This window comes from Hominisplanchenecus sp. (assembly GCF_046967715.1).
GTDB classification, from domain to species: domain Bacteria; phylum Bacillota; class Clostridia; order Lachnospirales; family Lachnospiraceae; genus Hominisplanchenecus; species Hominisplanchenecus faecis.
Genome location: NZ_JBKVNQ010000015.1, coordinates 33,078 through 46,216, shown reverse-complemented (window position 1 = coordinate 46,216; position 13,139 = coordinate 33,078). Strand labels below are relative to the sequence as shown.

Here is a 13,139-nt window from a genome sequence, read left to right as displayed (position 1 = left end):
CTATTTCTTATCATAAAGATTTACTTTCCATAGACACAAGAATTTTTACACCCTCTATTGTGCTGTCACATTCTTTGATGCTGCCTGTGTTGTAATTGTCGCTGCATTGCTAAAATTCAAAGCAAATGCTATGAGCAACGTCAGTAGGATTCGTTTTTTCCATTTTTTCATTCTGTTGCTTCCTTTCCTATTTCACTTTTACCGTGCAAACTGCTTTCTTCTTACCGGAAATCACCGTAATCTTGACTTTTCCTTTCTTCTTTGCCTTAATCTTTCCTGTTTTGCTGACTGTCGCAATTTTTCTATTGGAAGTCCTGTAAACAATCTTATCCTTGCTGTCTTTCGGTGTTAAGGTAACTTTCAGTTTAAAGGTCTTGCCCTTCTTCAAGGTCAGCTTTTTACGGTTCAGTTTGATCTTTTTGGTTGTCTTTTTAACTGTCTGAGGTTTCTGATTCTGATCCTGATTCGGTTTTGTATTCGGAGTTTCTGTCTGCTGTTGATTCTTGTCCTGATCTTTTACTTCCGTTTCTTTTTGATCTTTGTCCGAATCTTTTGTTTCCGTTTCCTTCTGATCTTTGTCTGTATTGTCTTTATCTCCTGATTCATGCACACTTACTGTCGGCATATTTGCTGCTGTCAACCCGTACAATGATGCCGTTAATGTCGTTGTTCCTTCTGCAAGTCCGGAAATTTTTCCATTATTATAGGAAGCAATAGAAGCATTCGCCACCGAAATGGTCGGCGTATCTGTTACAATTCTGTCCACTTCTACCGGCCACTGACCGGAAACAGTTATTCCGGACTTTGTAATACTTGCTGCTGTTGATTCACCTGCACGAAGAGTGTACGAAGTTTTATCAAATGTTGCCTTAAAACCTGTAATCTTGCTGCTGTCTACAGAAAGAGCTGCCGGCTGTTCACTGTCATTTGCTGCTGTTTCTGTTATATTAACAGAAGTTCTGTACGCAAACTCTTCTACCCAATAGTGATATCCATTGTAATAAACATGACCGATTCCAACACAGTTAAAATCAGCACTCAACATATTTCTGCGGTGTCCCTGTCCGATATAATTCTCGTTATCTTCACGCCATCCCATATTTACTGCTTCTGCCGAAAGATATCCTGCTGCAATATTTTCTCCCAATGAACGCCAGTTCGTAATGCCTTCTTCTGAATAAATGCTGAAGCTTCTTCCGCCATTCGGTCTGGTATGACTGTAGGATAATGCAATTTCCGCTGCCCGCTTCATTGCAAGCCGTTCCAGATCATAGTCGTATGCAAGCTCACTCAGAGCATTGCACGTAGTTTTTGTGGTATCATCCTCATTCCAGTACCATGCATCGGTACTGCTCGTCCTCATCTCATTGATCATGTTAAAGATCTTCCGAGCTTCTGTCTGACCATACTTTACTGAGATGTTGACCGGAATGATTTCTGCTGCATTTGCTTTCTTAGGAATCACCATCAGAAAACTCATGCAAAAGAAAAATAACAGTAACTTTGAAGTTGCTTTTTTCATAGATTCACCTGTCCTTCCTTATTATCGTTTATTACTTCACCATTTCCATATTGTGCTATCAATTCTTCTCTAAATACTACGCTCCTTTCTTTGAAATCCTCTGAAAAACAGAGTTTTTCATTCTGTCTTGCAAAGGATTTTCCGTTATTTTTCCTGATAATTTCGTCCCAGAAATTTCTTTTCTTTTGTAAACACGGCCACCTGATGTTCATCAATATCCATTCGAATCAGTTTTCGCTGTTCTTCATTTTCAATTTTATCTCGATTCAACGTGAGAATATATTGAAAATCCTGATACTGTTCTTCCTGACTGTAAATATAATTCAAACACCGAACCAGTGTATCCTGATCCACATCAAAAATATTGTCATGTACCAAAAACAGCGGATGTCTGTCTCTGGTATATTGATTAAATAATAATGCCATGTCATAAATAAAGACTTTTGTCCTATCCACGCTGCGGCTTCCATCATCATAAATCCGAAGTACTAATTCGACCGGTGTTTTACTCTGAGCCTTATCGATTGTCTGGATGCTGAACGAACATTCTCTATTTCCCATAATAAATTCATGAATCTGCAGAATCGTTTCCATGAAGGAATCCATCATTTCCTCATTCTGTTCTATCTCCGTTTCAATTTCCATAATCTGCTGGGTTTTCTGCAAGTTCAGTATTCTTTTCTTCTTCTCATGTTTTTCATATTGCTCAAATAAAAACTTTGTACGAGAAATGGATTCTTTCTTTGCCTCATAAATTTTCAGGCTTATTTTTAGATTCTTCAAGACTCCCTTTTTATCAATGATCTTCAGTTTCTCCGAATATTCATCATCCAGTATTCGTATCTGCTCTGCAATGCTTTTTAACTGGCTTTCCAGTTCTTTTGCTTTTTGATTCACCAGTGTCCTTTGAAAATCTTCTATTTTATTCTTAAATCCTACCACTTCATTCAATGATTTTACTACTGCATTTCCCAGTTCACTTTTAAACTGGTTATAAACCAATTCAATCTCCCTGTCATCAATCTGCTCTGGTTTTGGCATTTTTCTGATTTTTTCATAATCATGTCGTAACGCTTTTTGACGTTTTCGCAGCTGATCTAATAATTCCTCCAGCTCAATCAGATCTGCTTCCATAGAATCAAAAGTTTCATTTGTTTTAAAACTTTCAATCGCATCTTCCAATTTCTTCAGTTCATCTTCCAATGCGTTTAATTCTGCTCTTACATCCGAGATTTTCTTTTGTCCATCCTGCGTCAACTCCTTTTTTTCCTTTGAAAGAACAGTAGTAATCTTCCCAATCTCCTTGATGGTTTCTACCGTATTTTTATATGCTTCCAAAGAGAACCCCAGTAAAAATAAATGTGCAGTCAGATCATCCGGAATCTTTTTTGTTAAATCGTGACATTTGATGATATCTTTAAACTCTGAACGTTCATCACGCATTAAAATTGAAAATAAATTCCGGAAACTCGGTACTGTTTTCCCATTTAACTCTGAAAAAATAATACCTGTCAGATAATCTCTCGCATCCTGGAGTTTATCAAAAGAAACCGTTTTTCCTTCTCTGATAATCACAGGCTGATCTGCCTGCTCACGATTTCTTTTTATAATGATGGTTTCTGCTCCTATATCCAGATCCAGCATTACATTTTTTTCCAATGGAAAAACCTCTTTTGGTATTTTTGCGACTCTGGACTTATCATAATCACTCAAAAAGCAAAAATCCAGAAACTCAATACACATAGATTTTCCAACACCATTTGTTTTCCGACCTTTTACAGAACTGTCATCGTACTTCTCACCTAATATAATATTAACTCCATCATGAAAAGAAATTTCTTCAAAAACATTATTTTCTGAATAAAGCCGGTTAAGGCGAATCCGCTTTATTTCTTTACCCATATATCCGCCCCCTCAAATTCAACAATGTCAACCGAATATAAAAAAGAAAGCCCCAGGATCAGTTGTCTGCTGCTTGTAATTCCTGCTTTTTTCAGTGCTTTTGATACATCATAAATAGAAATCTTTTCTGCTCCTCGCTTTCGTATCTCTTTGAGTATGAGATAGCCGATATACATTGCAGAAGATTTCAGTGCATTGCTACTTGCCAGCATCATACTCCCTCTCCTCATTTGTTGTTTTCTTTATTCTACCATACTTTTTTCTATATTTCTATTGTTTTTATACAAATTGTGTTATAAACTTCTCTTATTGTTTAATATCATCGTTGCATAATAGAACAGATATTTATTATAGTCACGAAAGATAATATTTTCTCCATAGAAAAAATCCTCTGCAAAACAGCGTTTTTCATTCTGTCTTGCAAAGGATTTTTGTTATTTTATACCTATTTCACTTTTACCGTGCAGACTGCTTTCTTCTTACCGGAAATTACCGTAATCTTTACTTTTCCTTTCTTCTTTGCTTTGATCTTTCCTGTTTTGCTGACTGTCGCAATTTTTCTATTGGAAGTCTTGTAAACAATCTTATCCTGACTGTCTGCTGGTGTTAAGGTGACTTTCAGTTTAAAAGTCTTTCCTTTTTTCAAAGTCAGTTTCTTACGGTTCAGTTTGATCTTTTTGGTTGTCTTTTTGGCCGTCTGTTGATTCTGATTTGGTTTTGTATCCGGAGTTTCTTTCTGCTGCTGATCCTTATCTGTATTGCCTTTATCCTCAGGTTTCTGTTCCGTTTCTTGATTGTCCGGCTTTTGATCTGGATCTTTATCAGGGTTCGTTACTTTTGGTATTGTCACAAATTCTGCTTTTCCACATACGCTGCAGTTTCTTACCAGTATGCCTTCCTCTGTCTCTATTGCCTCTTTGACAATCTGATACTCACCATAAGTATGTCCTGCTGCCGGAATTTCTTCTGTATAACTTTCTCCGCATACCGTACAGCTGATCTTTTTGATTCCGGCTTCCGTACACGTTGCTTCTGTAACGATCTCTCCATCATCCCAGCTGTGTTCTGTTTGCGGGATTACTGCCTGCTCCTGAAGCACTTCGTTACATACACTGCAGTGACTTCCTTCTGTCTTTCCGGTTGCTGTACATGTTGCTTCTACTGCTTCATCCTTCACAACTGTGTGACCTGTTGGTGCTACACTTTCTGTTTTGCTTTCTCCGCATACCGTACAGCTGATCTTTTTGATTCCTGTTTCCGTACACGTTGCTTCTGTAACGATCTCTCCATCATCCCACCTATGGTCTGTTTTCGGGATTACTTCCTGTGCCTGAATCACTTCATTACATACGCTGCAGTGACTTCCTTCTGTCTTTCCGATTGCTGTACATGTCGCTTCTACTGCTTCATCTTTTACAACTGTATGACCTGTTGCTTCTACTTTTTCTGTCCTGCTTTCTCCGCATACCGTACAGCTGATCTTTTTGATTCCTGCTTCTGTACACGTTGCTTCTGTAACGATCTCTCCATCATCCCACCTATGGTCTGTTTTCGGGATTACTTCCTGTGCCTGAATCACTTCATTACATACGCTGCAGTGACTTCCTTCTGTCTTTCCGGTTGCTGTGCATGTTGCTTCTACTGCTTCATCTTTTACAACTGTATGACCTTTTTTCGGTATCACTTTCTGTTCCTGAAGCACTTCATTACATACATCACAATGACTTCCTTCTGTCTTTCCGGTTGTTGTACATGTTGCTTCTATTGCTTCATCTTTTACAACAATATGACCTGCCGGTGCTACTTTTTCTGTTTTACTTTCTCCGCATACAGTACAGGTAATCTTCTCAATACCTTCTTCTGTACAGCTGGCTTCTTCAACAATAGTTCCTGCATCCCAGCTGTGTTCTGTTTTTGGTATGGTTTCCTGTGCCTGAATTACGGTGTTACATACGCTGCAGTGACTTCCTGCCGTTTTTCCGGTCTCTTTGCATGTAGCCGGTATCGCTTCATCTCTCACAATCGTATGAACTTTCTGCGTAATAATTTCTATCTTTGTTTCTTTACAAACGGTACAGGTAATTTTCTTTATACCGTCCTTGGTACAAGTTGCTTCCCTGATAATTTCTCCGGAATTCCAACTATGTTCTTTTTTCGGTACAAACTCCTGTTTTTTGATTACAGTATTACATACACTGCAATGGCTGCCCTCTGTTTTGCCTTCGATTTCACAAGTCGCTTCTACTGCATTATCCTTTACAATCGTATGCTCTTTTTTCGGAATTGTTTCTGTTCTTGTTTCCTCACAGATGGAACAATGATAAACTATCGTTCCTGTTTTTGCACAGGTCGCTTCTGAAATTACAGTTCCTGCATCCCAATTATGATTTGTTTCTGCCTTCCACACAGCATACAAGGTGATATTTTTTGTGATCTTAATTTCATCTCCTGCATGGTATTCTGCATTTTCTGCACTTTCCTTAAGTGCCCATCCGACAAATTCATACCCTCTACGCGTTGGTTCCACATTTGTTACTTTCGCAGTACTTCCCTGTTCATAACTCTCACTCTTTGGAGGATTCACTCCTTCATTAGCATCATATGTTAACGTATAATTTTCGATATAATCATATTCACATATAACTCCAACTACATCAGTGTTGAAAAAATCCAGTTCATTGACCAGTGTATTGCTGTTATTGATATCATTCCAATAAAAGCGTTTACCACCATTTGCCGGATTTGTTTTGTTGTAAATATGTGCACAATATTCTCTTCCAGGATAAGATATATCCGCTCCGCCATTCGTTGGCTCTCCTGCATCCCAGTGTTCATATTCACTGTTTTCGCCCGTAATCCACGCAAAATTTCTACCATATTTCTTAAATCCCAGCCAGTACTGGTTCATGGTTCCATTAGTAAGAAGTTTTTCAATAAACTCCTGCTCTCCTGCATCTGTAATTGTAACCAGATGTCCTCCTCTTAAAATGCAGGAACGTTTTGCATCTGTCCAGTTCATTCCCTGATCAAATACTTCATATCGATGTCCGTTATAATTGCCTGTTGTAAGCAATTTTTCCTCTGACAGCTCTACCTTTACCGGATCCACCTTAATAATATTCATTCCCGTTCCATGATCCGTATTATAAGAATAAATCTGTGCATTTCTTTCTCCGCTCTGTCCTCCCGGAACATCCAAAACTCTGGTAGAAGAACAGCATGGCTGAAGGTAATACAGACCATCCTTTTTGCGTATATACCATTTCTGTGCATCAGAACCATTTTCTACCCATGTCGTAACATTCCTTTTGTCTGCATCAATTCCGCCTGATACATCTAATACCAATGCTTCATTTCCTTCGCAATAGATTGTATACGGTTCATTTCTGCTGTTTCTCACAAAATGCCACATCTGCTCTCTTGTTCCATCTTTATCTGAAAAAATCGCATCTTGTGTCTGTCCATTATGAATTTTCTTTAGTGCTGTGTGTACATACGCATTTTCAACAATCGCAAAAAAGTCATCTCCAAGATCATACTCTATCTCCGGTAATTCCAGAATCTCAATCGTATCTACACGTGCTGATGAACAGTTACCATATTTATCATATGCATAGATATGGGTAGCATAAATTCCCCTGTCATTATTATGATCCGCTATATTTACAGTATATGTATAGATATCTCCGTTTCTTGTACCACTTGCTGCTGCATTTACCGGCCAGTTTGGCACGATATCATCCTGTCCATTTACTGCAGACCATGTCGGAAACTGCACTCGGTTTACTTCTGTATTATCCGTAACTCTACACGAAACCACATAACTGTTTGCTGTTATATCCATAACCTGAATGTCTGAAATAACCGGTGCTTCTTTGTCCTGACTGATCGTAACTTTCTTTGATGCCAGAAGAACAGACGGTGCACCACCTCCAACATTGATTGCATATACATCCAGCGTGTGCTCTCCTGACATACTGGCATCTACTTCTGTTTCGAAAGCATATCCATGATAATCTCCACATTTATAAACATTGTTTACATCTGGTCTGTATAAATTCGCAACCGTCGTTCCGAGAAGTTTTCCATCCATATAGATATGAATTTCCAGTGCTGTACCACAATTATCTGCATCAAATGCCCATCCTGCTGCTCCAACTTTGCTGAATCCGCCACCAGCCGAATCTACCATACCCTGTGGATTATGGCCTTGTTGAATATTATTTTGGGATTCATATGTATATGTAGTTCCTGGTAAATATAATTTTGGATTTAATGCATTCTTATATGAATCTGCTGAATTACGTACTTCATAATGTAAATGTGGTCCTGTAGAATTTCCTGTTGAACCCGACTTACCGATAATCTGTCCAGCTGTTACATGCTGACCTTCACTTACTAATATTTGATTTAAATGACAATACCTGATATAAACAATCTGACCATTTACTTTAGCTTTAATTTTTATATGTCTGCCATAAGAAGTCGTCAAATACTGAACAGAAACCACATCTCCGTCACAGCTGGAATATACATCCGTATTTAATGGCACCGGAAAATCTGTTCCGCCATGATAACTTCCACTAGCATAATTAGGCCAATCATTTTTAAAAGTATGAACATACATTGGCCATACCCAATTATTAGATTGCGAAGCTGCTAACACATTTTTTGACATTAGAAGCAAACACATTATGCCAAAACACATCAAAATTATTTTTTTCCCTTGTTTTTTCATATATTTCATCCTTTTCCTATTTTTTCAAAACGCACTATTTAAATATTAACATTCTCTATTCTTACTCTTTTGATATCTGTAATCACAAAGCCGTTTTTGTTTTTCGCTTTCTTCAGAGTTATTTTCAGTCTTCCCATATAGCGATAATAAGTATTTGTCAAAGTATCTTTCATATTCATATCATAACTCACACTGTATTTCTTACCATTTTTGAGGATTTTAACAATCTTCCCTGTCGGAAGTCCTGCTCCCCAATCTCCACCCACATAACAAATCGCATTATCTTTGTTTACAATCAAATCGGAAGGCTGTTTCCACGTATAACCTGAGAATTTTTTCAGTTTCACTTTTTTGTTTCCAAAATAAAGTTTCATATCCGCAGCACATTTATTTTTTGCATAATCAAGAGATTTTCCATGAATGGACAACAGATTATTATAATATACCATCGTGGTTCGCGTATAAATGTCATACTTGAATTTCATGCCCTCTCCAAAGCTGTAGCCAAAATACAGATCAAATTTCTTGAGCATTTTTGAAACCGGTTTCTTATATTGTGCTGTCACATTCTTTGATGCCGCCTGTGTTGTAATTGTCGCTGCATTGCTAAAATTCAAAGCAAATGCTATGAGCAATGTCAATATGATCCGTTTTTTCCATTTTTTCATTCCGCTCGCTCCCTTTCAGCTTACTGTTCAACGTTCCTTTTCTTTATATACTATTTCAATTTCCCTTTGATTGTAACAGAAGTGTGTCCATTTCCTCCCATCGGCTGATACGGTCCGAAACATACGACTACTTTATTTGCTGATTTGATGTAAAACTGAAACTCGGAACAGTCTTTCTGCATGATCGGGGAATAGCCGGCACTGGAAACTTTCTGTGAATAGGCACTTGCGATTTTCTGTTTGATGGTATAATCATCTCCGCTCACAACGTCCTGGATCTCCAGTTTCTTTCCGTCTTTCAGGCGATAAGTAAGTCCATATTCCCAGCCATTATGAACACCGCCTGCCATCCAGTCGCAGGTAAACTTAAAGCATACATATCCCTTTTTGTTATAAGTTACTTTGCATTTTGTAATGTAAAAGTATTCTCCTGAATAATACGAATATGGTGAATTTTTTAACGCATCAAATAAGTCGCTTGCTGTTGAGTGTTGCTTTGTAATCAGCTTTAGGGATCTGTTGATCTTCTTAACTGCTGCACTTTTTCCTTTTAGTTGCGGCAGCTGATACAGATACCTTGCTGTCAGTTTGTTATTTCGCTTTGTTGTCTTCTTATTTATGATTTTGTAGGATGCTTTTGATGCTGCCGATACAGTCGTATGTCCGGTTGGATTACTGAGAGCTACTGTCATTGCCAGCAGGCAGAATAAAAACAGATGTTTAAAAATATTTCTTTTCTTCATGAGATCTCTTCCTTTCGTTTACCATTTTGCATTGTTTACACGTTTCTTTAACAAGTTAAACTGTTTGTTGCTCATTGCTTTTGTTCTTTTCGCTTTGGCACGTGTTTTTTTGAACGCCTGATTCTCAATTTTCGGTGCTTTTTTGCCTGAAAATATAACAGAAGTTAAATTACTGCACTTATAAAAGCATCTTGAACCAATATTTGTTACATAGACTCCTATTTTGACCTTGCGAAGCTTTTTGCATTTCTGGAATACCCTTTTATTGATGCCTTTTACTTTAAAGGTATATCCTTTAATTTTCACGGTACTCGGTATTGTAATCTTAGTTGCATCCTTTTTCAGATTTTCAATAACCGTTACTGTACCGTTTGAGGCTGAGGATTTTGTTATTTTGTACTTTAATCCTTTGACTTTATGCACTGTATTCTTTACCGGGACCTTAGAACCAGAAGTGCCCGGAACTGTTGGTTTCAAATTTGAATTGTCTGGAACCGTCGGTTTAGAATCTGAATTGTCAGGCACCGTTGGTTTGGAATCAGGTTTTTTCGTACTGGTCGCTGTAAGTTCCACATCACTTTCCGGCATTATAAATGTGATCTTTCTGGCTGTGATATCTGAAATATTCGCTTCAAATACATTTGCACTCCATCTATTGAACGTATAGTCATCCGAAGCTGTCGCATAGACGGTAACTTTTTCGCCAGGACAATACTGCTTTGATTTCTTTACCGTTTCATCATAAATATATCCGCCTGTTACTGACAGTGTATATTTCCTGGTGTTGTTGGCTGTATCTGCAACCGGTTTGATGATGTCTCCGTTTTCTTCTCCGTTCAGCTGATAACTGTCTTCTTCTCCTGTTTTTATATCCTCTTGTGATGTATAAACAAGATCTTTTTCAAGTGGAACATTCACATACTTCACAGTACGTGTCGCTTTTTCTTCCTTAAACTCTTTAATATCAATATCCATTGTTCCTGCATCCGTTGCCGCGTACTTGATTTTATAGGTATTGTCTGAATCATAAAAATAAAGCATTTTCTGATCATCCACACACATCACAGTCAGATCAGCACCCTCTTTGCAGAAAACACGATTTCCGATGACCGATGCTACAAGATTATCTTTTTCATCGTAAACATAGACATCAACCGGGCATTTTACCAAATATTCTTTGATAATATCGAAAATTCCACCCTTGCCCTCATCTTTATATTTTTTATAAATTTTCGGATATGAAACCAGGCATTTCTCTACCCAGTCATTAAAATTAGATTGATGCAGACTTTTATATTTTTTCTGTACCGTCTCAATTTCATCTTTTACTGCCTGACGTTCATTTCCTTTAAAAAACTGGATAATCTTTGAAATCATTGCGTCATCAACTGCCTGAACAAAATCATAACTGCACTGAGCATCCGAATTTATGTAACGATAACAAACGTCTACTGCTGCTGCAAAATTCCCCGCCGTATAATCAGTTCCTTCTTTATCCTGATTATATTTATTTGATTCACACTCAAAAACTTTTACCACCAACTTTTTAACATCGCATATCATACGCATATCAATCACTTTTTCTGCAATCTTGCTGGTGTTAAACAATGTATCACTGACTGCAATACCGGTTCCCCATCCGACCCATACTGCTCCGGCATACGGATTACTTTCCATAATCATCTCTTTGGCTGCACTCCATATCTGCCCTGCAACTGTTTTTGTAGTTTCTTTTCCAGCAACTGCTGCCGCATGAAGCTTCATTTTCTTTATAAACTCTTCCTCACTCATTTTCATAACCGACACGCAGTCTCCTAATGCCCTTTTTAACTGAAGATCGGATACAGGGCAGAGATCATACATGTCCTGCATAACATTCTTATAACTTTCATTCATATATAAAATTCGCACACAATTTTCAAAATACTCCAGATATTCATCTATGTCTTTTACATAGTCTATAAAAGTCAAGATATCAGAAATCGTATCCGAAACTTGAAACAGTTTACTTTTTTCTAACTGTTTTTCCGTAAACTTTTTAATAGCTTCTATCTCTTTTGATGTCAGATCTTTAATATTTTTGTTACCGCTTGCATTCAGCTGACATATTTTTTCTATATTTATTTTCACAGCATCTGCTATCTCGCCTACGGTATCTGCCACATCTGTTATTTTTGTAAGCTTGCTGTTATATGTCGCTTCTTCAAACAGTGCAAAAATAATACCCTGATAAAAATCTGATTCTGACAAAACCTTATCCGTTACGTTTGCCGGATTGTCCAGAATATCATGCAAGTCTTTCATATCTTTCCAGGCATGTGCATAATTATATGTACCGGTTTTTTCTGCTTCGCCTGACATCTGTTCAGAGGTCGTTGCATAGTATATGAATTCAGGATAGCGTTCACTGTACATATAATCCGCATAACTTTGAAGAAGGCTGCATTCTGTCTTTACCTTTCCACCGGAAGAGACCGTTCCGGCATATCGGTATTGCCCTGTCTTTGATAAATCGATCTTTACCACCGGTCTTACTGCATTCAAATTTACAATACTGATCATATCACCCCAAGCTTGTCTCTGTCCGTCATACTGCACCGTAGATCCATTTGCCGGGCGTATCCACCAGTTGTTACAGTCCATTGCTGCCTGATCCACACTGATATTCAATCCCATGATCTTTGCGTAAGTACTGCTTTTACTGCGTCTCGCCTCGTCAGCGATATCAGAAGCTTCCGCGAATCCATAATCTATGGCTGTCTGGCTTTCCCATACTTCATTTTCTGAAAGAAGACTGACTTTATCTGCCACCCTCTCTTCCGCCACTATATTGATGATAGCTTCCTGTTCCTTGTTGGAAAATGCAGTATTCAGAAATCCTCTTTCTTCACTGCCCTTGCTGTTAAGCCAGCTTCTCAGATCACTTTTTTTCCAGTTGTTTGTAAAAAATTCATCTTCTGTCAGCTTTCCGTAGTTTGCATTATAGTATTTCTGTACATCCAAAGCCACATCCGCAAGCAAGAACGCCTCACTATGCTTGTCATCTGTGTTAAGTACCCTCCATTTAATTGGATCATATTTAAAATAGTGCCAGCAATCCTCTGTTTCCGTCCACTCCCATGAATACCAGCGATACCACGGCGTTTCGTAATCCTTAACCTGCTTTGCATCGTCCTGGCTGATCCTGCAATATTTTTCCCCATCCAGAGTAATTTCATTATTTGCATCCCAGTTGTCAGCATTTTGCAGTTTCTGATATATTTCATCATCAATGATTGCTGAAACATCCTTTTCATACCACATATTTTTCAGGACATACAGCCCTTCCAACGACTCTGGAATTACTTCTCTTTGCGGATAACTTCCAAACCATACACAGTCCCAGGTTACTTCTCGTCCTGATTCCATTTTGGAGTTAGTCTTTACTTTTGGATTTTCAAGTACTTTTTCCACATCATCTGACTGCTCCGCTGCCCAGACAACATTCGTTGGAAAAATCCCAAGCAACAACGCCAGTATCATCAGAGCGCTTATAAATTGTTTTCCTTTTTTCCCCATTCCGCTTC

General features: G+C 38.1%; 7 protein-coding genes and 1 pseudogene. All 8 read right to left on the bottom strand.

The window, feature by feature from the left end; translation table 11 throughout:
• Window positions 1-187: 187 nt before the first annotated feature.
• The 8 genes and pseudogenes from ACLTL4_RS03625 to ACLTL4_RS03590 all read right to left on the bottom strand — a co-directional run bounded on the left by ACLTL4_RS03625 (window position 188) and on the right by ACLTL4_RS03590 (window position 13,131).
• Entirely contained in the window at window positions 188-1,468 is a 1,281-nt protein-coding gene (locus tag ACLTL4_RS03625; RefSeq protein ID WP_412291117.1) for a CAP domain-containing protein, read from the bottom strand.
• Window positions 1,469-1,666: 198 nt separating this feature from the next.
• Window positions 1,667-3,424, bottom strand: coding sequence for a DUF2326 domain-containing protein (locus ACLTL4_RS03620; protein ID WP_412320240.1), 1,758 nt, complete (start codon window positions 3,422-3,424; stop codon window positions 1,667-1,669).
• Complete coding sequence (locus ACLTL4_RS03615) at window positions 3,409-3,639, bottom strand: hypothetical protein (RefSeq protein ID WP_147632270.1); 231 nt, start codon at window positions 3,637-3,639, stop codon at window positions 3,409-3,411. The genes ACLTL4_RS03620 and ACLTL4_RS03615 overlap by 16 nt, the downstream gene beginning before the upstream one ends.
• A 230-nt stretch (window positions 3,640-3,869) precedes the next feature.
• Window positions 3,870-7,616, bottom strand: coding sequence for an Ig-like domain-containing protein (locus ACLTL4_RS03610; RefSeq protein WP_412320242.1), 3,747 nt, complete (start codon window positions 7,614-7,616; stop codon window positions 3,870-3,872).
• Window positions 7,617-7,727: 111 nt separating this feature from the next.
• A pseudogene (locus ACLTL4_RS03605) lies at window positions 7,728-8,051 on the bottom strand (M23 family metallopeptidase); the annotation flags it as partial.
• A gap of 149 nt (window positions 8,052-8,200) precedes the next feature.
• Window positions 8,201-8,830, bottom strand: coding sequence for a hypothetical protein (locus tag ACLTL4_RS03600; protein WP_412291115.1), 630 nt, complete (start codon window positions 8,828-8,830; stop codon window positions 8,201-8,203).
• 50 nt (window positions 8,831-8,880) lie between these two features.
• Window positions 8,881-9,573 carry a hypothetical protein gene (locus ACLTL4_RS03595; protein ID WP_412320239.1) on the bottom strand — a complete coding sequence of 231 codons (693 nt, stop codon included), beginning with the start codon at window positions 9,571-9,573 and terminating at the stop codon, window positions 8,881-8,883.
• Between the two features lie 18 nt (window positions 9,574-9,591).
• Window positions 9,592-13,131, bottom strand: coding sequence for a DUF6273 domain-containing protein (locus ACLTL4_RS03590; protein ID WP_412291114.1), 3,540 nt, complete (start codon window positions 13,129-13,131; stop codon window positions 9,592-9,594).
• Between the last annotated feature and the right edge of the window lie 8 nt (window positions 13,132-13,139).

Coding starts and splice junctions, on each gene's coding strand:
- ACLTL4_RS03620 (WP_412320240.1), bottom strand. CDS start 3,424: ATGGGTAAAGAAATAAAGCGGATTCGCCTTAACCGGCTTTATTCAGAA.
- ACLTL4_RS03625 (WP_412291117.1), bottom strand. CDS start 1,468: ATGGTGATTCCTAAGAAAGCAAATGCAGCAGAAATCATTCCGGTCAAC.
- ACLTL4_RS03600 (WP_412291115.1), bottom strand. CDS start 8,830: ATGAAAAAATGGAAAAAACGGATCATATTGACATTGCTCATAGCATTT.
- ACLTL4_RS03615 (WP_147632270.1), bottom strand. CDS start 3,639: ATGATGCTGGCAAGTAGCAATGCACTGAAATCTTCTGCAATGTATATC.
- ACLTL4_RS03610 (WP_412320242.1), bottom strand. CDS start 7,616: ATGGTAGATTCGGCTGGTGGCGGATTCAGCAAAGTTGGAGCAGCAGGA.
- ACLTL4_RS03595 (WP_412320239.1), bottom strand. CDS start 9,573: ATGAAGAAAAGAAATATTTTTAAACATCTGTTTTTATTCTGCCTGCTG.
- ACLTL4_RS03590 (WP_412291114.1), bottom strand. CDS start 13,131: ATGGGGAAAAAAGGAAAACAATTTATAAGCGCTCTGATGATACTGGCG.